The organism is Mesorhizobium sp. B2-3-5 (assembly GCF_006442395.1).
GTDB lineage: Bacteria > Pseudomonadota > Alphaproteobacteria > Rhizobiales > Rhizobiaceae > Mesorhizobium.
The window spans coordinates 1-20,743 of the sequence record NZ_VFVX01000018.1 but is presented as its reverse complement, the minus strand read 5'-3'; the positions used below and the strand labels follow the sequence as shown (position 1 = coordinate 20,743).

The following is a 20,743-nucleotide window of genomic DNA, read 5'->3' as shown; positions in this document are numbered from 1 at the left end:
CGAATGTGGCTCAACAGTTCGACATGGCTTGCGGCCGCAACTTCGGCGCTGCTCCTGCTCAGCCTGACGCCGTCGCTGGCGCAGTCCAGTGCCACCAGTCAGGTGTCAGGCCTCAAACTGGCCGGCGACAAGCCGATCCAGATCGAGAGCGACAAGCTTGAAGTGCGGCAGGCCGAGAATGTCGCCATCTTCACGGGCAATGTCACGGTCGCCCAGGGGCCGACGCTGATGAAGGCCGGCAAGATGATGGTCTATTACATCAAGGATCCCAACGCGGCGGCCAAGGGCACGGAAGCCGCGGGAGCGGCGATGACCGGCTCCGCCAACATCGACCACCTGGAAATCTCCGACAAGGTCTACATCAAGTCGGATCAGCAGGTCGCGACCGGCGATCAGGGTAGCTTCGACATGAAGAGCCAGGTGCTGGTGCTTTCGGGCAAAAAGGTCGTTCTGTCGCAAAACGACAATGTCCTGGTCGGCTGCAAGCTGACCGTGCAGATGAAAAGCGGGCTGGCCCAGGTCGATCCATGCGCTGGGCAGCGTGTCCAGATGTCGATCACGCCGCCGCCGAAATCGGGAGCGACGAACCCCTGATGGCCAGCCTGTCGTCGCTGACGGCGCGTCTTCCGGGACGGGCCGCAGGCAAGATTTCGGCTCCGGCCACGATCACTCTCGACAAGGCCAAGTTCAAGGGAACCTTGATCGCCAAAGGCCTGACCAAGAGCTATAAGGGCCGCAAGGTCGTCAGCGGCGTCACGCTGGGCGTGCGTGCCGGCGAGGCCGTCGGGCTGCTTGGCCCCAACGGCGCCGGCAAGACAACCTGTTTCTACATGGTCACCGGCCTGGTGCCGGTGGATGAAGGCACGATCGAGATCGACGGCTTCGACGTCACCTCGATGCCGATGTACCGCCGCGCGCGCCTCGGCATCGGCTATCTGCCGCAGGAGGCCTCGATTTTCCGTGGCCTCAACGTCGAGCAAAATATCCGCGCCGTGCTGGAAGTGGTCGAAAAGGACCGCAAGGTGCGCGAACGCAACCTCGACGAACTGCTCGAGGAATTCCACATCAGCCATCTGCGCAAGGCGCCATCCATGTCGCTCTCCGGCGGCGAGCGGCGGCGCCTGGAAATCGCGCGCGCTCTGGCGACGCGCCCGGCCTACATGCTGCTCGACGAGCCTTTTGCCGGCATCGATCCGATCGCTGTCGCGGATATCCAGCAACTGGTGCGCCATCTGACGGCGCGCGGCATCGGCGTCCTCATCACCGACCACAATGTGCGCGAGACGCTCGGTCTGATCGACCGCGCCTATATCATCCATGCCGGCCAGGTGCTGACCCATGGCCGCGCCGACGAGGTGGTGGCGAACCCCGATGTGCGGCGGCTTTATCTGGGCGAGGGTTTTACGCTTTAGGGCTGTTCGGCATCGGTAGAATCGATGAACCGCTCCATCTTCTTTTTCACGCAATTCCGGACGGAAAACCGTTGCACGCTTTTCCTGGAATTGCCTTAGGCGTGAAGTTTGTTTGCTGGCCACGATTTTTGCGTGTGACCGCGTGTTTTTCCGCGATTTTGCGCCGGGCTAACGGTCCGGTAAGCGGGTTTTGCTAGCCTTCGCCTTGACAAGCAAAAGCCGGGCCAGTTTCTATGGCCGACCGCGAAATTCATTTCCAGCAGTCCGGACGCGTATAGGAGGCGTTTGAAACCGAACCATGGCGTTGGCGGCGAAACTACAGCTCCGACAGTCGCAGTCGCTGGTGATGACGCCGCAACTGATGCAGTCGATTCGGCTGCTGCAGTTCACTCATGTCGAGCTCGAGCATTTCATCGACGAGGAGATCGAACGCAACCCGCTGCTGGAGCGCGCGGAGCCGCAGGACGACGCCGTCGGCGACCAGGCGCAGAAGAACGAGACGGAGCCGCAAGCGGCCGCCGACGGCGACTGGTTCGAGAACGAAGCGGGATGGAGCGCCGAGGCGATCTCGGAAAAACTCGATACGTCGCTGGAGAACCTCTTTCCCGACGATCCCGGCACCAGCGAGCGGCTCGGACCCGACCTGACGGCACAATGGAAATCGGCCTCGGGCAATGGCGGCTCCGGCTCTTCGTCCGAGGGGCTCGACGCCGGCGACATGGCGGCAAGCGCCATCACGCTGCGCAACCATGTCGGCGAACAGATCGCACTCGCCTTTACCGATCCCGCGGCCCGACTGATCGCCGGGGAACTCGCCGACGGCCTGGACGAAACCGGCTATGTCAGGGTCGATCTCGCCGAGATCGCCACGCGTCTGGGCATTGACGTCGCGGCCGTGGGAAAGGTGCTGGCAGTGTGCCAGGCCTTCGAGCCGGCCGGCGTGTTCGCCCGCGATCTTGCCGAGTGCCTGTCGCTGCAGCTTGCCGTGCGCGACCGTCTCGATCCGGCGATGAAGGCCCTGGTCGCCAACCTCGAACTCCTGGCGCGCCGCGATTTCCATACGCTGAAGCGGATCTGCGGCGTCGACGAGGAAGACCTGCTCGACATGCTCGCCGAGATCCGGGCACTCGATCCGCGCCCGGGCATGGCTTTTTCAGGCGGCGCCAGCGACGCCATCGTCGCCGATGTCGAGGTGCGCGCGGCCAATGACGGCAGCTGGACGGTCGAGCTCAACGCCGAAACGCTGCCGCGCGTGCTGGTCGACCATATCTATTTCGCCCAGGTCTCGCCGCACGCCAAGAACCAGGCGGAAAAGGACTTCCTGGCCGAGTGCCTGCAAAACGCCAACTGGCTGACGCGCAGCCTCGACCAGCGGGCAAAGACGATCCTCAAGGTGGCCTCGGAGATCGTGCGCCAGCAGGATGCCTTCCTGGTCCACGGCGTGCGCCACCTGAAGCCACTCAACCTGCGCACGGTGGCTGATGCCATCGGCATGCACGAATCGACGGTCAGCCGGGTCACCGCGAACAAATACATGCTGACCCCGCGTGGCGTATTCGAACTGCGCTATTTCTTCACCGCCTCGATCGCCGCATCGGGCGGCGGCGACGCTCATTCCTCGGAAGCGGTACGTGACCGCATCAGGCAACTGATCGACGAGGAGAAATCTGTCGACGTGCTGTCCGACGACGCGATCGTCGACATGCTCAGGGAAAGCGGCGTCGATATCGCCCGGCGCACAGTCGCCAAGTACCGGGAAGGCATGAATATTCCGTCTTCCGTGCAGCGCCGGCGCGAGAAGCGGGCGCTCGCCAGCGCCGGCCGTTAAGCCCCTGCGATTTTCCACAGCTTGCGAGCTTTATTGACAAGCCGCGGTGAAGTGGCTAGAAGCCCGCCCGCATGAGACGGGCCCGATGCCCGCTAGCGGATGGTCCGTCACGACAATGGCCTCGGGATGGTCAAGAAGGCGGCTTGTGATCAACCGGAAAGTTCGGATTTAAATCGGCGCGAGCGACGCCGCAAAGCTTGTGCGCACGGACCACGAGTATAAACTCGGGACAGTTTGAAGCCTGAGCAAGGAAGGTCAGTTTTCAGATGAATCTGCGCATATCGGGAAAACACATGGATATCGGCGATGCGTTCCGCACACGCATCAACGATCGTGTCGGCGAAGCGATCGGCAAATATTTCGATCGCGGCTTTGCGGGACACGTCACGGTCATCAAATCGGGTTCGCGCTATTCGGCGGATTGCATGATCCGGCTGGATTCCGGCGCCTCGCTGCAGGCCACCGGCGATGCCCAGGATCCGACGCTCGCCTTCGAGGCGGCGGCCGATCGGCTGGAGACCCGGCTTCGGCGTTACAAGCGCCGTCTCAAATCGCACAATTCGGGCAATGGCAATGGCGAGTTGACCGACATCGCCTATACGGTGATGGCGCCGCTTGCCGACGACGACGAGGAGATCCCGGAGGATTTCGCGCCGGCCATCGTGGCCGAATCAACCATGACGCTGAAGACCATGTCGGTGGCCTCGGCGGTCATCGAGCTCGATACCAAGGACAGTCCGGTGTTCGTTTTCCGCAACGCCGGAACCGATCATCTCAATATCGTCTATCGCCGGCCCGACGGAAACATCGGCTGGATCGACCCGTCAACGACCAAGGTCGCACAAGCGTGACGACCGAGGTCGCACAGGGATAAAAGCCGGCCGCACGAGGGGTGGGGACTGGTGACGGCAGGCGAACAAGGGATTTTCAAGCATGGATCTGAGCGATCTTATCAGCGTTCCGGCGATTTTGCCGGCGTTGAAGGCGAACTCCAAGAAGCAGCTTCTGCAATTGCTATCCGAACGGGCAGCGGCGATCTCGGGCATTCCGGAGAGGGAAGTGTTCGACACCATCCTGCAGCGTGAGCGGCTGGGCTCGACTGGCGTCGGCAACGGCATTGCCATCCCGCACGGCAAGCTCGCCGGCGTGAAGCGCATCGCCGGGGTTTTCGCCCGGCTGGAGACCCCCGTCGATTTCGAATCGCTGGACGACCAGCCTGTCGACCTGGTGTTTCTGCTGCTGGCGCCTGAAGGGGCGGGCGCCGATCACCTCAAGGCGCTGTCGCGCATCGCGCGCGTGCTGCGCGATGCCGACACGGTGGCCAAGATCAGGGGGACGCGTGACGCCACGGCGATCCATGCGCTTTTGTCGGACGCGCAGGCCTCGCACGCGGCTTGAGTTTTTCTGTAGGATTGACGTTTGCGAAGGGCCGCCGGGAGCGGCCCTTTCCAATTGGGACGACGGCCAGGCTCAGTGGATAGCGACCGTGGTCAGGTCGTTTTCCATGGCGCCGGCCAGCGCGCGGTCACGCGCGTCGGAAAGCAGGATCGGCTGGCCGTTGGCGGCAAACAGGGCCCACAGCTCCAGGCCGGGCGCGATTTCACCGATGTTGGGGAAGCGGCCGAGCAGTTCGTCGCTCGAGACCTTGCGCAGGTAAGCGACAGAGCCTTCGCCGAGATGGGCGAATTCGCCGCTGGTCATGGTGATGGTTTCGTCAGTTCTGGTCATTTCAAGCCTCCTTGGCGCGAGGACGCCGCTAAAGGCCATCCCGCATGAGAGCCATTCAAGTTGGTGCATCGTGCCTTCGCAAATCGGTGCCGACTCTTTCGGCCGATGCAGTGGTAAGGATCAGTCTTTCACCGATATATTTATTTTCCGTACCAGCCGTTCGGACTCCGGCCGATCGAGGTCGATCGACAAAAGGCCGTTCTTCAGCTCCGCCGCGATCACCCGCATGCCGTCGGCCAGCACGAAACAGCGCTGGAACTGGCGCGCGGCGATGCCGCGGTGAAGGAATTCGCGCTCGGTATCGTCGGTCTGACGACCGCGCACGACCAACTGGTTTTCCTCCGTTGTCACATCGAGATCGCTTTCGGCGAAACCGGCGACGGCGAGCGTGATACGCAGCCTTTCGGCCTTGCCGTCGGTGCCGCTGAGGCGCTCGATGTTGTAGGGAGGGTAGCTGTCACCGGATTTCGCCAGACGCTCCAGGGTCTTTTCCATGGCGTCGAAACCCAGGAGAAGCGGGCTGGAGAAAGGCGTCATTCGGCTCATGTTACACTGTCCTCTCAAGAGCGACATAAACTGGAAAAACCCTGATGGCATTTTTCCCGATGGCCTTGATATGGTCCGCCCCGCGACCAAGTTCAAGCCATCAAAAGACCCGCCCAAAAAGACCAAGTCGTGAGCTCACAGGAACAGCCCAAAAGACCAGGTCGTGGACTCACAGGAGTAGCCCAAAGGATCAGCGTCCTGGACTCACAGGAATAAGCGACATGGCGCTTGAAACGACGCGCGGATGCATGGAGAAGCGCCAAGGTCGGGGCCATTCCCGGTCAAGCGGTTCGGCAGCTTGCAGCCGGTTCGGCGTCTCTCTGGCGTGCGATCGGTGCAATGAGCTCATGGCCAGCCAAACAAGGAATTGAAATGCCCCAACCACGCAAGATCATCATCGACACGGATCCCGGCCAGGACGACGCCGTCGCCATTCTGCTGGCGCTTGGCAGCCCCGAACTGGAGGTCGTCGGCATATCCGCCGTTGCCGGCAACGTGCCGCTGAAGCTTACCGAAAAGAACGCCCGCAAGATCTGCGAACTGGCCGGGCGGCCGGAGATCAAGGTTTATGCCGGTGCCATCCGTCCCCTGGCGCGCGAACTGGTCACCGCCGAGGAAGTGCATGGCAAGACCGGCCTCAACGGGCCGCAACTGCCCGAACCGACGATGAAGCTGCAGGAGCAGTATGGCGTCGACTTCATCGTCGAGACGCTGATGAGGGAAGAGAGCGGCACCATCACGCTCTGCCTGCTCGGGCCGCTGACCAACATCGCGCTGGCTTTGATCCGCGAACCGCGGATCGCATCGCGCATCAAGGAAATCGTGCTGATGGGCGGTGGCTTCTTCGAGGGCGGCAACGTCACCCCGGCGGCCGAGTTCAACATCTATGTCGATCCGCAAGCCGCCGATCTGGTGTTCAAGTCCGGCATCCCGATCGTGATGATGCCGCTCGACGTCACCCACAAGGCGCTGACCACCGCCAAGCGCATCAAGGCCATTCGTGATCTGGGCAGCAAGGTAGGCATTGCCACCGCCGAGATGCTGGAGTTCTTCGAGCGCTACGACGAGGGCAAATACGGCACCGACGGCGGGCCGCTGCACGATCCCTGCGTCATCGCCTATCTGTTGAAGCCGGACCTGTTCAAGGGCCGCAACTGCAACGTCAGCGTGGAGACCGCCTCGGAACTGACCATGGGCATGACCGTCATCGACTGGTGGGGCGTGACCAAGCGGCAAAAGAACGCCATGGTGATGCGCGACATCGACCATGACGGCTTTTTCGCTCTGCTGGTGGAAAGGCTGGGGCGGCTGTAAGTCTACCCCTTCTCCCGTTCACGGAAAGAAGGTCCGGGAGGGGGTGCAAACTTGATGTTTGCCCGCGCCCTCGGCGCTATCCTCACTCGATCGCTTCGAGACCACCCTCTCCCCGTAAAAGGGGCGAGGGCAGGGGCGCCTATTTCGACCGTGAAAACGCCAGCCACAGGCCGCCGCCAATCATGAAGCTGCCGCTGATCCTGGACAGGAGCTTGATGCGGCTGGCCGAGAGCATGCGGCCGGCGCGGCCGGCGGCCAATGCATAGGTCGAGTCCGACATGGCGGCGAAGACCATGGCGGTGAGGCCCATGATGACGATCTGCAGCGGGTAGTTGCCGTCGGGAGAGATGAACTGCGGAAAGAAGGCGCCAAAGAAGATCAGCGTCTTGGGGTTGCTCAGCGCCACCAGCAGGCCCTGCAGGAAAAAGCCGCCACACGGTTTTCTCGCCGTTCCGTCGGCGTTCAGCGTGCCCTTGGAACGGAACATCTGCACGCCCATCCAGATCAGGTAGGCGGCGCCGATCAGCCGCACCCATTCGAACCAGTGGCCCATGCCCGAAATCAGCGTGTTGAGACCGATGCCGACGATGGCGATCATGACGGCAAGGCCGGCCTGCGTGCCGGCGACATTGGCGAGTCCGGCGCGGAAGCCATGGCGGACGCTGTTGGCGATGATCAGCGTGACCGTCGGGCCGGGCACCAGGATGATGACGATGCAAGCGAGGACATAGGCTGCGTAGAGTTCCAGTGACATGATTGTTCCTCAGAATGCCGCTGATGCGGCGCAATGGACGACGATCAATGCATGGCCGCGAAAACGACGCAAGCCGGCTCGCGGGGTGGTCCGCTACGCCGACGCAGCCGGTTCAGGCGCCGGCTGGCCAGGGCAGCACCGCCTCATAGGCAGTCGCGGCCTTGAGCACGGCGAGATCGCCGCGCGGCCTGCCGATCAACTGCATGCCCATCGGCCTCCCCCTGTCGTCGAAGCCGACCGGAACGTTGACCGCCGGGCAGCCGCCCAGCGTGGCGAAGGCTGAGACCTGCATCCAGCGGTGGTAGCTGTCCATCGCGCGTCCCGCGACCTCGCGCGGCCAGTGCATGCCGACTTCGAAGGGGAAGACCTGTGCGGTCGGCAGCGCGATCAGGTCGAAGCGGTCGAAGATCGACAGCAGCATGCGATGCCAGGAGGTGCGGATGACCGAGGCGGCGCGAATCTGGGGCGCTGTCAGCCGCATCGCGTTTTCCACTTCCCAAATCGCTTCCGGCTTCAGCAGGAGGCGCTTCAAAGGGTCGTCGTAATGGACTTTGAGGGCGCAGCCGCTGCTGGCCTGGCGCAGCGTCACGAAAGCCTGCCACAGCGCCTCGAAATCGAAATCCGGCCGCAAGGGTTCAGCCGGGAAGGATGCTTCGACGAACCGGCCGAGCGCGGCCTCGCAGAGATCGAGAATGCCGGGCTCGATCGGCAGATGGCCGCCGAGATCGCCGAGCCAGGCGATGCGGCCGCCGGTTGCTGGTCCTGCGAGCCCTTCGAGGAACGAGCCAGGTTTTTCATAGGATAGCGGTGCCTGCGGATGATACCCCGCCTGCACGTCCAGCAGCAGCGCCATGTCGGCGACGTTGCGGCCCATCGGCCCCTCGACACCCATCTGCGCGTGGAAAACCTCGAAGTCCGGCCCGCCGGGGACAAGCCCCTGGGACGGGCGGAAGCCGTAGACATTGTTCCAGGCCGCCGGATTGCGCAGCGAGCCGCCGAAGTCGCTGCCGTCGGCGACGGGCACCATGTCGAGCGCCAGCGCCACCGCCGCGCCGCCGCTCGACCCGCCGGCGGAGCGCGCCGGATCGAAGGCGTTCAGCGTCGGCCCGAATACGTTGTTGTAAGTGTTTGAGCCGAGCCCGAATTCGGGGACATTGGTCTTGCCGATGATGATGGCGCCGGAGTTGCGGATACGCTCGACGAAGAAATCGTCTTCCTGCGGCACGAAATCAGCGAAGATCGGCGAGCCGAAGGAGGTGCGCAGCCCCGTGGTCGAGGCGAGATCCTTGATGGCGATCGGCAGGCCGAAGAGCGTTTCGGTTTCGGCCGCTTGCCGGCTATCGGCTGCATCGGCCTCGCGCAGGAGATCCGCGCGCTCACGCAACGAGACGATGGCGTTGACCAGCGGGTTGACCGCTTCGATGCGGTCGAGGAAGGCCGTCACCACCTCGCGCACGGAAAGTTTCCTCCGGCGGATCGCGTCGGCGAGGTCGACGGCGGACAGGCGGCAGATGTCGCCGGCCGGCGGCACGGCATGTTTGGTCCGGGGGCGCATTCTTCTATCTCAATGGGATTTCAAGGCTTGGTCGACATCGGCGGCCAGCGGGATCGCCGGTTGGGCGCCGGGCTTCAGGCAGGCCAGCGAGCCGGCCGCGCTGGCGCGCGCCAGCGCCTTGTCGAGCGCGAGGCCGGACGAGAGACAGGCAGCGAAGTACCCGCAGAAGGTGTCGCCGGCGCCGACCGTGTCGACAGGTATGATCTTCATTGCCGGGACGGTCAGGAAGTCGGTCGGCGTTGCTGCCATCACGCCATCGCCACCGAGTGTGACCACGACGGTGCGCCCTGTCTTGCCGGCAAAATCGCGCATGCGCGCCGCACGGTCGCGCCCGCCGAGCGCCAGTGCCTCGCCATAGAGATCGAACTCGGTCTCGTTGGCAACAACATAGTCCGCCTTGCCGAGCAAGGCCGCCGCCTCGGCGTGGAACGGGGCGGTGTTGAGCACCGTGACGGCGTCGGCCGCGCTTGCCTGGTCGAGCGCGGCTTCGACGGTCGCCAGCGGAATCTCGTGCTGCAGGAGCACGACGTCCCCCTTTTTCACAAAGGTCTTGGAAAGGTCGCCGGGCACGACGGAGGCGTTGGCGCCGGGCACCACGGCGATGATGTTCTCGCCGTCGTCACCGACCATGATCAGGGCCGTGCCGGTGGACGCAAAGGTTTCACCCACGCCCGACAGGTCGACCTTGGCGTCGCGCAGCAGCGCCAGCGCCTCGGCGGCGAAATTGTCCTTGCCGACGGCGCCGACCATGCGCACCGCGACACCGGCGCGCGCCGCGGCCAGTGCCTGGTTGGCGCCCTTGCCGCCGGGCGCCGTGGTGAAGCCGGAACCGCTTACCGTTTCGCCGGGGCTCGGCAAGCGGTCCACATTGGCGATAAGGTCGAGGTTGATCGAGCCGACAACGATAATCAAGAAATGCCTCCCTGCTGAATGCGGGAAGCTATCCTGCCAAGCCGTTCGACGCCAGACCACGCGAATGGTCCAGCGCTATTTGCCGCGTCACTCGCACAGCACCGTGACCATGCCCTGATAGTTGCCGGCCGGGAAGATGCCGCTCGACTTGGTGGCGGTGAGGTCGACCTGAACGGTGTGGGTGCCGTTGGCGAGCTTCTGCGTAGTGCTTCCTGGCGTGCTGACGCCGGAGTCGAGACGATAGGCCGTTGCGAAGGTGACATTGGTGCCGCCGCCGCTCGGCGAAGAGGTGAATGCGGCGGGTGCTGGCGCCGATACTGAATAGCAGTCCAGCAAGTTGAGCAAGGAACACAGCCCCGAGTTCGCGGTGATGGTGGCTCCGGCGCTTTGACCGCCGGCCTGCGTGGACCCCAATATGCCAATGGTGGGGTTAGCGGTCATCGTTCCCGATGTCCCGATCGTGATGGTGCAGGTGCCGATGATTGCAGCTGGCGCAGACTGGCAGAGGCCGGCAAATGCCGCCATCGTCAGCAGCGCGCGGTTATTTCTTCTTCTTTTTCCTGCCATCGCCATTTCCGGTCCTAATGCTCCAGCCTTCGTTGGCCCATCCGGGTGCGGCGGCTGCGGGAATGCTGGCCACGCTCGCCGTCTGGCCGCTGGCGCCGAGGCCCATTTTGAGGAGTTTCAGCTCCATCTGCAGGCGCTCGACCTCAAGCTCATAGAGGCGGCTGCAATCGAGGCGCTTCGGCGTACGCCCGATCGGGATCACCACGCGACCATAGGTGGCGACGCCATTGTCCGTCTGGTTATTGCCCCTGATAACGCCGAGGTCGAGATAGGCGCCGCTGCCGGAGACCGCCGAGCGGCAGGTGGTGCCGTCGGAAGCGTGGACCTCGTCCTGCCCTTGGGGCAAGGTCACGCCGGGCAGATTGAAGCCGTTCTCGTTCTGATTGAGATTGTAAATCTGTTCCTGGGCCGCGGTTGGAGCCGTGCTTGCCGCGGCAATCGCAAGCGCGATTGTCAGGGCTTGCGGTGTGCAAAAAACTTTCCGCATATCTGTGCCCTTATCTGCGTCTGTTGATTGGGGAAGGGGATGCTCTCGGTACAGATACGCACTTTACGCTCGACAGCGCCCCCGAAGGGCACGACCACAAGGACAGGACGGGAAGCTTGGGAAGCGAGTTGGAAGACGCTTGGAGAGATTCTGGCGTCCACCGGCTGAAAATCCTGATCGTAGACGCGGATTTCGACCTTGATCTTCTGGTCGTATGGATTGGCCGGGAAGATACGGATCGCGAAGGCGTCGGTGAAGCTGTTGACCTCACCCCTCATCGGTGACATCGACTGAGCCGCCGCGGCAACAGATATCAGGCCGGCGGCCAGTGCCGTCGCCAAGGTTCCATAAAGTCTCAAGATGCCTCCTTCCCGAGGGCTACTCGCAGCGCAGCGTCACCGTTGCCTGATAGTTTCCAGAGGCGAAGCGGTTGCTGCCGCCCTTGGCGCCGGCGAGGTTGACCGCGACGAGGTCGGCGCCGGGGACGGTGAGGGCGGTGGCGGACCCCGTTTCCGCGATCGTGTGGGCGCCGCTGGCCGAATAGGTCGGCGTCCAGGTGGTGGCCGTGCTATCGGCGGCCGGCACGGTGGTGGTGGTCACCGGATCGACGCTGAGCGAGACACCTCCGGTGGTGGTGAGCGTGACCGTTCCCGCCGAACCGCCGCTGTTGTGTGAGCTCAGCGACTGAAGATCTGGGCTCACCGTCATCGTGCCATTGGTGGCGACAACAAGCGTGCAGGTCGCGGTGACCGTGCCATTGAAAATGACATTCTGCGGTGTGGCCAGTGCGCCCTGGTCCAGGCACGCGACCAGCAAGACTGCACCAGAAGTGGTGCGGAACAACTTCATCGAGACCCTCCTATTAAGTCGGATCACCCGAATTAACTGGAGTCATCATCGCTTTACCATAGTTAATTTAGAGTTAACTTAAATAATCGCGCAGAAATAATACCGTTGAAGACCGAAGGTTGTCCTCGGTTGTATCCAAGAATACGGCAAGCCTGAACGGAATACTTACTGCCCCCGGGATTTATATATTTCCGCGCCAAAAATTAAAAAATCGATATTTCAGGACGACACTTGCCCGGCTTCCCAGCCCAGGATGGCGCGCTTGCGGGTCAGGCCCCAATGATAGCCGGTAAGGTCGCCGGACTTGCCGATCGCGCGATGGCAAGGCACCACGAAGGAGAGCGGGTTGGCGCCATTGGCTGCGCCGACCGCCCGGCTGGCGCTTGGCGAGCCGATGCTGGCGGCGATCGAGGAATAGGTGCGAGCCTTGCCCATCGGAATCTGGAGCAGTGCCTCCCAGACACGAACCTGGAAGTCGGTGCCGATCATGACGACATGCAGCGGCTGGTCAGGGCGCCATAGCGTCGGATCGAAAATGCGGGCGGCGTAGGGACCGGTCGCGGCCATGTCCTCGACATAGAGGGCGTTCGGCCAGCGGCTGGACATGTCGGCGAAAGCGGCGCGCTCCTCGCCGGGGTCGCTGAAGGCGAGGCCGGCCAGCCCACGATCGGTGGCCATGATCAGGGCGGTGCCGAAAGGCGAGGAGTGATAGCCGTAGCGGATGGTCAGGCCCGCGCCGCGCGTCTTGTAGTCGCCGGGCGACATCGCTTCATGGGTGACGAACAGGTCATGCAGCCGACCGGGACCGGACATGCCCAGTTCGAACGAGGTTTCGAGCAGCGGCATGCCGGAATCGAGCAGTCGGCGCGCGTGGTCCAGCGTCACCGCCTGCAGGAAGGCCTTTGGCGAAAGGCCTGCCCAGCGGGTGAAGAGTTTTTGCAGGCCGGTCGGCGTCTCGCCGACCTCTTCGGCCAGTTCTTCCAGCGATGGCTGATCACGGTAGTCGAGGCTGATCTTCTCGATGGCACGGCGAACGATCTCATAATCGCTGCCTTCGGGCGTGATGTCCTTTTTGAGGACTGCTGTCTGTGTGCTCATGGAACTGTCTCCTTGGCTTGGAATATCGCCCCTTGGGGCGCCGACCGCCACCCGAAACTTGCTTTCTCGCCACGCGTCCCAGATAGACTCGCATGTCCTGCCTGGAGGCGCCGATGGCTGGTGAAAAAGTAAATCTGACGGGGGCAAGAGAGACCCTGCTGATGACGCTCTACGGCAAGGCGCTGGAGAGCCGGCTGCCCAATTCGCTGCTGGAAGATCATTTCGCTGACGAGGCGGTGCGCAAGATCGATTATGATTTCTCCAGGCTCAAGGTCGATGACAATCTCGGCATCGGCCTGGCGATCCGGGCCAAGACATTAGACGTCCGTGTCGAGGATTTTCTGGCCAGAAATCCTGGTGCCATCGTGCTGCATCTGGGCTGCGGACTTGATACGCGCATCTTCCGTGTCGACCCGCCAGCCGGCGTGGACTGGTTCGATATCGACTATCCAGAGGTCATCGAACTCAGGCGGAAACTCTACCCGTCCCGAGACCATTATCATCTCATCGCTTCGTCGGTGATCGAGCCCGGCTGGCTGGCCGAAGTGCCCCGCAACTGTCCGGCCATGGTGGTGGCGGAGGGGCTGACGCCCTATCTCCCCGCCGACGAAGGGCTCCGCCTGCTTTCGCGGCTTGTTTCGCATCTTGCCAGTGGCGAACTGATGTTGGATGCCTACAGCAGTTTCGGGCTGAAGCTGCTTCGTCTCCATCCATCCCTGAGGGCGACTGGCGCCGAGGTTCACTGGTCCATAGAGGATCCGCACGAGTTGGAACGGGCGGTCCCGAAGCTGCGGTTCGTCGAGGATATTTCCGCCTACAAGCCCGAACACGCCGCCCGCATGGGCTGGTCAGCCAAACTGTTCGTCCGCCTTTGGAAACACATTCCGGCGTTGCGCAAGATCGGCAGGCTCCTGCGGTATCGCTTTTAAGGCATGGTCCCAAAAAACGGGAACCGGTTTCGCAAAAAAGGTCGGTTCAGCGCGTCTTGGCGGTCGCCAGCGCCCGCGAAAAGGCGGTGGCAAAACTTTCGCGGGAATCGGGATCGAGAAAGCCCCCGATCGCCACGTTCTGGCCTTGTGCTTCCACCGTCATCCTGGTGATGCCGATCTCCGCGTGACGGGCGACCGAAAACCGCGCCCAGAACGGGTTGAAGCGATGCGCTTCCGATTTTCCCGAAGGGGCGGTCTTGCGGATATCGAGGCTGGTGCGGGAGACCGAAACCTCTTCGCGGGCGCGGGCGGCCCGGTAGTTGACACGGAAGGCGATGTAGACGGCGACCACGTCAAGGCCGAAGAAGCCGAACACCGGCCAGGCGCCGCGTGACAGGAAAAACGCGCCTGTCACCAGCCAGCCGAACAGTAGGGCGCCCATCAGAACGAAGAAGCCTGTCCTGCCCAGCGACCGGTGTGGTGTCAGCAGCGCATGAAAGAATGGCTCGTCGGCCTGGAATGAGGCGTTTGTTTCGCTCATGACTGGATATTATAGGAAGGGAATGGCGAGCCCCAAGTCCAAAGAGTCTCCAATGGCGAAAAAAGAGCAGCCGGTCGGACGGCGTGACGGCTCGAACACCAAGCCGCGCCCCAGGCCCGTGCGGTCCAGGCCGCTCTATAGTCCGGCCGAGGTGCATGAGATTTTCCGGCGCTTTTCGGTGCAGCGGCCGGAGCCGAAGGGCGAGCTCGAACATATCAACGCCTTCACGCTTCTGGTGGCGGTGGTGCTTTCGGCGCAAGCGACCGATGCCGGCGTGAACAAGGCGACGCGGGCGCTGTTCAAGGTTGCCGACACGCCGCACAAGATGCTGGCGCTCGGTGAAGCCAAGGTCGGCGACCATATCAGGACCATCGGGCTCTGGCGCAACAAGGCCAAGAACGTCATCGCATTGTCAGAGGCGCTGATCCGCGACCATGGCGGCGAGGTGCCTGATAACCGCGATGAGCTGGTCAAGCTGCCTGGTGTGGGGCGCAAGACCGCCAATGTCGTGCTCAACATGGCGTTCGGCCATCATACGATGGCGGTCGACACGCATATTTTCCGCATCGGCAACCGGCTGGGCCTGGCGCCCGGCAAAACGCCGGAACAGGTCGAGCAGGGACTGCTGAAGATCATCCCGGACGAGTATATGCGCCACGCGCATCACTGGCTGATCCTGCATGGCCGCTACGTCTGCAAGGCGCGCAAGCCGGATTGCCCGGCCTGCGTCATCGCCGATATCTGCAAGGCGCGGGAGAAGACCACCAGCATTCCGGCACCCCTGGTGCCGATCGCTCCGCTAGGGACAGTGGCCGCCGAGGATCAGTAGCCGTAGCCGCGCGCCATCGCCGCCGCGAAGACGGGGATCAGCAGGAAGACCAACGCCTCGGCGCGGACATAGGTCTTCACCGAGGCCAGTTCGCTCGTCGGCACGGCAAAGGAGGGGTTGGCGCTGGCCTGCCTGTTCCAGGAAATGAAGCGCACGGTCGGGATGATCGACAGCAGCCCGACAATGCCAAACGCTGCCATCTTGGCCCAGAACACCCAGTTGTGGACGTAGAACTCCCAGCCCTTGAGGCCCCAGACGACGCGGCCGATGCCGACGATGATGATGAGTGCGGCGATGGCGCCATAGTGGCGGTCGATGCCGGCGAGCCGCTTGAGCGTGCCGGCGGGCAAGTCGCCACGGATCAGCACGAATTCCGCGCCGATGATCCCCGCCAGGGAAAACACCAGCAGATGATGGCCGATTGCCAGCACCAGGTCGGTCGTGTCCATGCTCTTTCCCTTTGCTCGAGCGGCGCCGCTTGCGAGAAAGATCCGCTGGCCGCATAGCTAAACCGGTACGCCGCAACGGTAGCATGCTTGACGGGAAATCCCATGCCAAGGCAGGCTGGACGAATTGCAGCGCGCCGGCGTCGCCACGAATATGGCCCGGCACGGCTGGAGTTCGGCTCAGGTCACCGTGGAACATTGCACGACGCCCCAGGATGATGGCGCGTGTCGCGCTGGCCCTTGCAAACCGGGGGCGATTTGCTAAGCGCGGACAACATCAGCGAGGCAAATCCATGGACAACCCGCAAGCGATCGTTGCCCCCGTGATCGAGACGCAGCGAACCATTCTGAGGGCACACCGACTGGCGGATTTCGACGCCTATGCGGCGATGTGGGCCGACCCGGTCGTCATCCGCTTCATCGGCGGCAAGCCGCGCACGCGCGAGGAAAGCTGGATGCGCTTCCTGCGTCACGCCGGCCTGTGGTCGCTGCTCGGCTACGGCTTCCGGGCCATCGAGGAGAAGGCGACCGGCCGTTTCATAGGCGAGGCCGGGTTCCACGACCTGAAGCGCGATATCGAACCGTCGATCGAAGGCATTCCCGAAGCGGGGTGGGCGTTGGCTCCGGCCGCCCACGGCGCCGGCCTTGCCACCGAAATCGTCAGCCGCGTCCACGGCTGGGGTGATGAGACGTTCGGACGGGCCAAGACCGTCTGCATCATCGATCCAGAAAACACCGCCTCGTTGAACGTCGCGACAAAGTGCGGCTACCGCGAAGTGACGCGTACCACCTATCACGACGCGGCGACAATTTTGCTGGAGCGGCTGCCCTGAGGCGTTTTCAGCCGGCTCTGCGGTGCAGTTGCTGCGCTAGATCGGCCCACGGATCTGTCGCAGCCGCCGCGGCTGAAGCGATGCCCGGGCCACGCAGCACTGTCGAGCTGTCGAAAGGCTGCGGCCTGGCGATCCCATAGCCCTGGGCATAGTCGACGCCGATCGTCTTCAGGGCCGCGACGATGCCGTCGCTTTCGACGAACTCGGCGATGGTGCGCTTGCCCATGACCTTGCCGATGTGATGGATCATCTCGACCATGGCGCGGTCGATGCGGTCGTCCAGCATGTCCTTGACGAAGCTGCCGTCGATCTTGAGGTAGTCGACTGGCAGGTGCTTCAGATAGGCGAAGGACGACATGCCGGAGCCGAAATCGTCGAGCGCGAAACGGCAGCCCAGACCGCGTAGATCGGCAATGAAGCGCATGGCATTGGTGAGATTGGCGATGGCGCTGGTTTCGGTGATCTCCAGGCAGATCATCGCAGGCGAGATGCGATGGACGAGGAACTGCTCGCGTAGGAAATCGAGGAACGTTTCGTCGCCGAACGTCTGTCCGGAAAGATTGATGGCGCATGTAGCGATCGGCGCCATGCGCGCATCGGCTTGCCGTGCGGCTAGAATGCGGAACGTGTTGCGCACCACCCAGCGGTCGATCGACGGCATCAGGCCGTAGCGCTCGGCCGCGGGAATGAAGCTTTGCGGGGTGACGAAGCCGCCGTCTTCGTCGGTCAGCCGCAACAGGATCTCGATATGCGCGCCAGCCTCGGCGACGTCGTCGTTGAGCGGCCAGATCTCCTGGGCATGAAGCCTGAAGCGATTTTGCTCCAGGGCGGCATGCAGGCGCTGCACCCAGGCCATCTCGCCAAAACGCTCGCGCAAGGCCATGTCGCCGTCGCTGTGGATCTGGACGCGGTTGCGGCCTTTCTCCTTGGCCATGTAGCAGGCGACATCGGCGGCCCGCAGAACCTCCTCGATCGTCACTTGCGCATTGGCGATCTGCACCATGCCGACGCTGACGCTGGTGTTGAAGGGCCTGTTATCCCAGGCGAAATGCAGATCCTGCACGGCAGCACGCAGCCTTTCGGCGATGTCGGCCGCACTGTCGGCCTCGCAATCGATCAGCAGCACGCCGAATTCGTCGCCGCCCAGCCGGGCCAGCACATCGCCGGACCGCAATTCGTTGGTCAACAGCGCGGAAATCTGGCGCAGCAACTGGTCGCCGGCGGCATGACCACAGGTATCGTTGACCAGCTTGAACTGGTCGAGATCGAGATACATCAAGGCGTGCTGCCGGGCCTGCCCTTGCAAGTCGACGATCGTCCTTTCCAGCCGGCTTTCGAAAGCGCGCCGGTTGGCGAGCCCGGTCAGTGCGTCATGCGAGGCCTGCCATGAAAGCCGCTCGATATAATCCTCTTCCCGCGTCATGTCGTGGAAGGCGAGCACCGCGCCGACCACTTCGCCGGAAACGAGCAGGGGCGCGCCGGTCAACGCGACGGGAACGACGGAGCCGTCGGGCCGCCGCAGCAATTGCGGACGGGCGCTGGAACGACGCGGATCGCCGGCCAGAAGGTGCTCGACCAGTTGCGATTCTTCAGTGCTGGTGTCCTTGTCCACGAGACGAAACAAGGATGCGATCGGTTTGCCCTTGGCTGTGCCCAACGGGCAAGCCAGCAGCTTCTCGGCAACCGCGTTCATGTAATCCAGCCGCCCGTCAGGGCCGGTGCTGATGACGGCCTGGCCAATCGAAGCCAGGGTGATCTGGGCGCGCTCGCGTTCGGTATTGAGCGCCAACTGGAAGGCCTGACGCTGCGCGAGCAGTTTGCGCGTGCGCCACACGGCAAGCAGTATCAACAAGGCGGCGGTGACGAGATTGGCAAAGGTGAGCAGCATCTTGATGAAGCGCGAACCTTCGCCGAGGCTGTCCGAGAAGGCCTTGGAAAGCGGGCCGATCTCACGGTCGAGCTGGTGGATCTGCGTTTTCCAGGCGCTGATCTCGGCCAAAGATGCCGGCCCCTTGCTCAGCGTCTCATGCATCGTGTCGCCGAGCCGCTGGATGGCGAGGATCATGGTGTCGGCGGCCGTCCAATGGCGGATGGCGGCATCGAGATAGCTGAAGCCACGGAAATCCCGGAACAGCCAGATCAGCCCGGGGACATCGTCGACGTGATTTCCACCCTGCAGGAAGCCGGCGCGCGCCGCCTCGATATCGGGCTGAGGTTGCTCGAGTGCCAGGCGGGCCGACCGATCAGCCAGCGGAACGGCGACCGCCGCGCGATACTCGCTGAAGAAGTCTTCGTTGCCGGTGTCGGCATAAAGGCTGAGAAAATAGATGGCATGCTTTTGGCCCTTCGACCACTGGCTCTCGCCGCCGACATAAGCACGAACCGCCGAAAGGGTGTAGAGGCTGAGGCTGGCCACCAGCGCCTGGATGAGCACGACGGCGACGAAGGGCCATACGAGTCCGAGAAGACGGGAACTCGCATCAATGGATGACAGCTTCATCGAATCTTCATGGGCTTGCCATGATCCTGTCAGCGCCTGTCCGACTTTTTCATCCACCGGTTGAGACGACGTTGTTTCCCGCATATCGCTCGGCTGGCGACAACGATCCGGTTATCATGGCGGGCTTAACAGCAAATAAATACTTTCGCTGTTTGTGGCCGCGATTCTTGCGACGGCGGCCGAATATTACGCAACGTCAGGCAACTGCTTCGAATTGAATCAGTTTGTATTTGAGGCTTATCGGGCTTCTTGCCTGGGTCGCACCGTACGACCTAGGCAGAGCCTCCGCCGCGAGGCTGGCTTGGCTTATGCCGGCACACCGGCGCGGCCGTTTCCGGAGGAGGACGCGACTGGCGCGTGAAGCCTATACCTGGTCGAGTGGCGCGGGCTCGGGAAGCTTCAAGGCCTTCACCAGCGTCGACAGATCCGGTTCATCGATAAGCATCGCCGCGTCGGCCGGCGCCAGCCATGCCCGTTGCCGCCGCTTGGCTTCCTGCCAGTGAGCAAGCTCTTCCGTCACTTCAAGCAGGTAGACGATGACGTCGACCCGGACAAAGTGGCTGGCCAGCCGCTTCCAGTAGGAATAGGTGCCTGCCGGCTCTCTCAGCGTCTTGCCGAGCACGCCGGCTTCCTCCTGCGCTTCGATGGTGGCTGTCTTGCGTCCGCTCTTGCCTTTCATCGGCCAACCCTTGGGCACGATGAAGCGTCTCGTCGTTCTCGACGTGACCAGCATCACCTCGATATCGCCGTGCGCGTTCCGCCGAAAGGGGACCGCGGCGACCTGGCGGATTCTCTCGCCTTTCTTGGCCTTGCGCACGGCCTTTTTCTTGATGGCTGCCATTCGTAAAAATCCAGTCGATGCAGTGCCCCATAGCGTGATGCGGCGCCTTTGCAAAACCCAAACTGCCGCAGGGGCACTAGAACGCCCCTATCATGTAAGTCGGCTAAGTAAAAGGAGATGCCGGCCTGTCAGCGGCAAGTGCTCACGGCTGTGTTGCCGATTATCTGCGTCTGGCAGGTCGGTCCGACCTTCGGCACGACCGGCGGCGGCTGCTGGACGATCACGCGGTCCTGGGCCCGATACTGCTGTTGCTGCTGCTGAAATTGCTCCCGCTGAACCCGGTTCTGCAAGATCTGCAGATCGTTCTGCTGGATCAGCGCGTTGCCGTTGGCAGCGGGGTTGAGTGCTTGCGCGGAAGCAGGCACGGCAACGCCGGCCAACACCGCTGCGGCCAGCACCGCCGATGCAAAAACCATCGATGGTCGACGTACTGACATCCGCTCATTCCTGCCAAAGATGCTATTCATCCCTTGTATATAGGACGTTTGTCCGGCGATGCCATGGCCGGGGTGGAGTTCTCGAACAAGGAATGGGAGATCGAAGGCCGCTTTGCCGCGGCGGAGAATCTGCCCGGCAACCCCGCATTGCACTTGACGGAAGCGGTCGATTCGCCGCTCTATCGGGCCGGCGCCGGCCTCGAACTGAATGGCGTCAATGGCGTCGGCCTGTCCGTGAGATACAACGGCGCCTTCGGCGAAACGGTGAAACAGAACGCAGTCAGCGCGTCTCTCAAGGTCAGTTTCTAGGCTGGCTCGAGACGGGGCCGGGCGGGAG

25 protein-coding genes are annotated in these 20,743 nt (G+C 63.0%); 10 read left to right on the top strand and 15 right to left on the bottom strand.

Annotated elements, in window-relative coordinates; translation table 11 throughout:
• Positions 1-3 precede the first annotated feature (3 nt).
• The 5 genes from FJ958_RS19915 (at position 4) to ptsN (ending at position 4,638) form a co-directional block, all read left to right on the top strand.
• Positions 4-594: an LptA/OstA family protein gene (locus FJ958_RS19915; protein WP_140744891.1), complete on the top strand. Its 591-nt coding sequence runs from the start codon at positions 4-6 to the stop codon at positions 592-594.
• A complete protein-coding gene (gene lptB, locus FJ958_RS19910; RefSeq protein WP_140744890.1) occupies positions 594-1,412 on the top strand; it encodes an LPS export ABC transporter ATP-binding protein in 819 nt (272 codons plus the stop codon). Before FJ958_RS19915 ends, lptB begins: the two co-directional genes overlap by 1 nt.
• Before the next feature lie 298 nt (positions 1,413-1,710).
• Complete coding sequence (gene rpoN / locus FJ958_RS19905) at positions 1,711-3,240, top strand: RNA polymerase factor sigma-54 (protein ID WP_140744889.1); 1,530 nt, start codon at positions 1,711-1,713, stop codon at positions 3,238-3,240.
• 266 nt (positions 3,241-3,506) lie between these two features.
• The gene (gene raiA / locus FJ958_RS19900; protein WP_140744888.1) at positions 3,507-4,091 is read left to right on the top strand and encodes a ribosome-associated translation inhibitor RaiA; all 585 of its coding nucleotides are present in this window, start codon (positions 3,507-3,509) and stop codon (positions 4,089-4,091) included.
• Between the two features lie 82 nt (positions 4,092-4,173).
• On the top strand, positions 4,174-4,638 hold the full coding sequence (gene ptsN / locus FJ958_RS19895) for a PTS IIA-like nitrogen regulatory protein PtsN (protein WP_140744887.1): 465 nt from the start codon (positions 4,174-4,176) through the stop codon (positions 4,636-4,638).
• A gap of 72 nt (positions 4,639-4,710) precedes the next feature.
• On the opposite strand, the gene FJ958_RS19890 is transcribed toward ptsN, so the two are convergent.
• Together FJ958_RS19890 and FJ958_RS19885 are read right to left on the bottom strand one after the other, a co-directional pair.
• Positions 4,711-4,968, bottom strand: a complete 258-nt coding sequence (locus FJ958_RS19890) for a DUF1150 family protein (RefSeq protein ID WP_140609171.1) — start codon at positions 4,966-4,968, stop codon at positions 4,711-4,713.
• A 120-nt stretch (positions 4,969-5,088) separates the two neighbouring features.
• Positions 5,089-5,514 (bottom strand): Hsp20 family protein, encoded by a 426-nt coding sequence (locus FJ958_RS19885; protein WP_096450220.1) that lies wholly within the window; start codon positions 5,512-5,514, stop codon positions 5,089-5,091.
• A gap of 372 nt (positions 5,515-5,886) precedes the next feature.
• On the opposite strand from FJ958_RS19885, the gene FJ958_RS19880 reads away from it, so the two are divergent.
• Positions 5,887-6,828, top strand: a complete 942-nt coding sequence (locus FJ958_RS19880) for a nucleoside hydrolase (protein WP_140744886.1) — start codon at positions 5,887-5,889, stop codon at positions 6,826-6,828.
• 139 nt (positions 6,829-6,967) lie between these two features.
• Here FJ958_RS19880 and FJ958_RS19875 read toward each other — a convergent pair whose 3' ends face one another.
• The 8 genes from FJ958_RS19875 to FJ958_RS19840 all read right to left on the bottom strand — a co-directional run bounded on the left by FJ958_RS19875 (position 6,968) and on the right by FJ958_RS19840 (position 13,050).
• Positions 6,968-7,582, bottom strand: a complete 615-nt coding sequence (locus FJ958_RS19875; protein ID WP_140744885.1) for a LysE family translocator — start codon at positions 7,580-7,582, stop codon at positions 6,968-6,970.
• Between the two features lie 112 nt (positions 7,583-7,694).
• A complete protein-coding gene (locus tag FJ958_RS19870; protein WP_140744884.1) occupies positions 7,695-9,137 on the bottom strand; it encodes an amidase in 1,443 nt (480 codons plus the stop codon).
• A 9-nt stretch (positions 9,138-9,146) separates the two neighbouring features.
• A complete protein-coding gene (locus FJ958_RS19865; protein ID WP_140744883.1) occupies positions 9,147-10,049 on the bottom strand; it encodes a ribokinase in 903 nt (300 codons plus the stop codon).
• Positions 10,050-10,136: 87 nt separating this feature from the next.
• Entirely contained in the window at positions 10,137-10,616 is a 480-nt protein-coding gene (locus tag FJ958_RS19860; protein ID WP_181176448.1) for a hypothetical protein, read from the bottom strand.
• A complete protein-coding gene (locus FJ958_RS19855) occupies positions 10,591-11,103 on the bottom strand; it encodes a hypothetical protein (RefSeq protein WP_140744881.1) in 513 nt (170 codons plus the stop codon). Before FJ958_RS19855 ends, FJ958_RS19860 begins: the two co-directional genes overlap by 26 nt.
• A complete protein-coding gene (locus FJ958_RS19850; RefSeq protein ID WP_246679672.1) occupies positions 11,070-11,390 on the bottom strand; it encodes a hypothetical protein in 321 nt (106 codons plus the stop codon). The genes FJ958_RS19855 and FJ958_RS19850 overlap by 34 nt, the downstream gene beginning before the upstream one ends.
• Positions 11,391-11,481: 91 nt before the next feature.
• The gene (locus FJ958_RS19845; RefSeq protein ID WP_140744879.1) at positions 11,482-11,952 is read right to left on the bottom strand and encodes a hypothetical protein; all 471 of its coding nucleotides are present in this window, start codon (positions 11,950-11,952) and stop codon (positions 11,482-11,484) included.
• A 219-nt stretch (positions 11,953-12,171) separates the two neighbouring features.
• A complete protein-coding gene (locus tag FJ958_RS19840; protein WP_140744878.1) occupies positions 12,172-13,050 on the bottom strand; it encodes a bifunctional helix-turn-helix domain-containing protein/methylated-DNA--[protein]-cysteine S-methyltransferase in 879 nt (292 codons plus the stop codon).
• 113 nt (positions 13,051-13,163) lie between these two features.
• On the opposite strand from FJ958_RS19840, the gene FJ958_RS19835 reads away from it, so the two are divergent.
• Positions 13,164-13,979 carry a class I SAM-dependent methyltransferase gene (locus FJ958_RS19835; RefSeq protein ID WP_140744877.1) on the top strand — a complete coding sequence of 272 codons (816 nt, stop codon included), beginning with the start codon at positions 13,164-13,166 and terminating at the stop codon, positions 13,977-13,979.
• Positions 13,980-14,025: 46 nt separating this feature from the next.
• Here FJ958_RS19835 and FJ958_RS19830 read toward each other — a convergent pair whose 3' ends face one another.
• Positions 14,026-14,520, bottom strand: coding sequence for a DUF2244 domain-containing protein (locus FJ958_RS19830; RefSeq protein WP_140744876.1), 495 nt, complete (start codon positions 14,518-14,520; stop codon positions 14,026-14,028).
• 22 nt (positions 14,521-14,542) lie between these two features.
• Between FJ958_RS19830 and nth the strand changes: the two genes are divergently transcribed.
• Positions 14,543-15,349 carry an endonuclease III gene (gene nth, locus FJ958_RS19825; RefSeq protein WP_140744875.1) on the top strand — a complete coding sequence of 269 codons (807 nt, stop codon included), beginning with the start codon at positions 14,543-14,545 and terminating at the stop codon, positions 15,347-15,349.
• On the opposite strand, the gene FJ958_RS19820 is transcribed toward nth, so the two are convergent.
• Positions 15,343-15,798, bottom strand: coding sequence for a DUF2214 family protein (locus tag FJ958_RS19820; RefSeq protein WP_140744874.1), 456 nt, complete (start codon positions 15,796-15,798; stop codon positions 15,343-15,345). The two genes, nth and FJ958_RS19820, sit on opposite strands and share 7 nt — an antisense overlap.
• Before the next feature lie 290 nt (positions 15,799-16,088).
• On the opposite strand from FJ958_RS19820, the gene FJ958_RS19815 reads away from it, so the two are divergent.
• A complete protein-coding gene (locus FJ958_RS19815) occupies positions 16,089-16,628 on the top strand; it encodes a GNAT family N-acetyltransferase (protein WP_140744873.1) in 540 nt (179 codons plus the stop codon).
• Positions 16,629-16,635: 7 nt separating this feature from the next.
• Here FJ958_RS19815 and FJ958_RS19810 read toward each other — a convergent pair whose 3' ends face one another.
• The 3 genes from FJ958_RS19810 to FJ958_RS19800 all read right to left on the bottom strand — a co-directional run bounded on the left by FJ958_RS19810 (position 16,636) and on the right by FJ958_RS19800 (position 20,385).
• Positions 16,636-19,128, bottom strand: a complete 2,493-nt coding sequence (locus FJ958_RS19810) for an EAL domain-containing protein (RefSeq protein WP_140744872.1) — start codon at positions 19,126-19,128, stop codon at positions 16,636-16,638.
• Positions 19,129-19,492: 364 nt separating this feature from the next.
• Positions 19,493-19,969: an NUDIX hydrolase gene (locus FJ958_RS19805; RefSeq protein ID WP_140744871.1), complete on the bottom strand. Its 477-nt coding sequence runs from the start codon at positions 19,967-19,969 to the stop codon at positions 19,493-19,495.
• Between the two features lie 128 nt (positions 19,970-20,097).
• The gene (locus FJ958_RS19800; protein WP_246679669.1) at positions 20,098-20,385 is read right to left on the bottom strand and encodes a hypothetical protein; all 288 of its coding nucleotides are present in this window, start codon (positions 20,383-20,385) and stop codon (positions 20,098-20,100) included.
• A gap of 84 nt (positions 20,386-20,469) precedes the next feature.
• On the opposite strand from FJ958_RS19800, the gene FJ958_RS19795 reads away from it, so the two are divergent.
• The gene (locus FJ958_RS19795) at positions 20,470-20,715 is read left to right on the top strand and encodes a hypothetical protein (RefSeq protein WP_246679668.1); all 246 of its coding nucleotides are present in this window, start codon (positions 20,470-20,472) and stop codon (positions 20,713-20,715) included.
• The last annotated feature ends 28 nt before the right edge of the window (positions 20,716-20,743 follow it).

Bases quoted from the DNA above. Each gene is read 5' to 3' on its own strand.
- FJ958_RS19815 (WP_140744873.1), top strand. From the start codon at position 16,089: ATGGACAACCCGCAAGCGATCGTTGCCCCCGTGATCGAGACGCAGCGA.
- FJ958_RS19810 (WP_140744872.1), bottom strand. From the start codon at position 19,128: ATGAAGCTGTCATCCATTGATGCGAGTTCCCGTCTTCTCGGACTCGTA.
- FJ958_RS19805 (WP_140744871.1), bottom strand. From the start codon at position 19,969: ATGGCAGCCATCAAGAAAAAGGCCGTGCGCAAGGCCAAGAAAGGCGAG.
- FJ958_RS19875 (WP_140744885.1), bottom strand. From the start codon at position 7,582: ATGTCACTGGAACTCTACGCAGCCTATGTCCTCGCTTGCATCGTCATC.
- rpoN (WP_140744889.1), top strand. From the start codon at position 1,711: ATGGCGTTGGCGGCGAAACTACAGCTCCGACAGTCGCAGTCGCTGGTG.
- raiA (WP_140744888.1), top strand. From the start codon at position 3,507: ATGAATCTGCGCATATCGGGAAAACACATGGATATCGGCGATGCGTTC.
- FJ958_RS19890 (WP_140609171.1), bottom strand. From the start codon at position 4,968: ATGACCAGAACTGACGAAACCATCACCATGACCAGCGGCGAATTCGCC.
- FJ958_RS19830 (WP_140744876.1), bottom strand. From the start codon at position 14,520: ATGAGCGAAACAAACGCCTCATTCCAGGCCGACGAGCCATTCTTTCAT.
- FJ958_RS19860 (WP_181176448.1), bottom strand. From the start codon at position 10,616: ATGGCAGGAAAAAGAAGAAGAAATAACCGCGCGCTGCTGACGATGGCG.
- FJ958_RS19880 (WP_140744886.1), top strand. From the start codon at position 5,887: ATGCCCCAACCACGCAAGATCATCATCGACACGGATCCCGGCCAGGAC.
- FJ958_RS19840 (WP_140744878.1), bottom strand. From the start codon at position 13,050: ATGAGCACACAGACAGCAGTCCTCAAAAAGGACATCACGCCCGAAGGC.
- FJ958_RS19820 (WP_140744874.1), bottom strand. From the start codon at position 15,798: ATGGACACGACCGACCTGGTGCTGGCAATCGGCCATCATCTGCTGGTG.
- FJ958_RS19800 (WP_246679669.1), bottom strand. From the start codon at position 20,385: ATGGTTTTTGCATCGGCGGTGCTGGCCGCAGCGGTGTTGGCCGGCGTT.
- FJ958_RS19845 (WP_140744879.1), bottom strand. From the start codon at position 11,952: ATGAAGTTGTTCCGCACCACTTCTGGTGCAGTCTTGCTGGTCGCGTGC.
- nth (WP_140744875.1), top strand. From the start codon at position 14,543: ATGGCGAGCCCCAAGTCCAAAGAGTCTCCAATGGCGAAAAAAGAGCAG.
- FJ958_RS19835 (WP_140744877.1), top strand. From the start codon at position 13,164: ATGGCTGGTGAAAAAGTAAATCTGACGGGGGCAAGAGAGACCCTGCTG.
- FJ958_RS19850 (WP_246679672.1), bottom strand. From the start codon at position 11,390: ATGTCACCGATGAGGGGTGAGGTCAACAGCTTCACCGACGCCTTCGCG.
- FJ958_RS19795 (WP_246679668.1), top strand. From the start codon at position 20,470: ATGGCCGGGGTGGAGTTCTCGAACAAGGAATGGGAGATCGAAGGCCGC.
- lptB (WP_140744890.1), top strand. From the start codon at position 594: ATGGCCAGCCTGTCGTCGCTGACGGCGCGTCTTCCGGGACGGGCCGCA.
- FJ958_RS19915 (WP_140744891.1), top strand. From the start codon at position 4: ATGTGGCTCAACAGTTCGACATGGCTTGCGGCCGCAACTTCGGCGCTG.
- FJ958_RS19885 (WP_096450220.1), bottom strand. From the start codon at position 5,514: ATGAGCCGAATGACGCCTTTCTCCAGCCCGCTTCTCCTGGGTTTCGAC.
- FJ958_RS19870 (WP_140744884.1), bottom strand. From the start codon at position 9,137: ATGCGCCCCCGGACCAAACATGCCGTGCCGCCGGCCGGCGACATCTGC.
- ptsN (WP_140744887.1), top strand. From the start codon at position 4,174: ATGGATCTGAGCGATCTTATCAGCGTTCCGGCGATTTTGCCGGCGTTG.
- FJ958_RS19855 (WP_140744881.1), bottom strand. From the start codon at position 11,103: ATGCGGAAAGTTTTTTGCACACCGCAAGCCCTGACAATCGCGCTTGCG.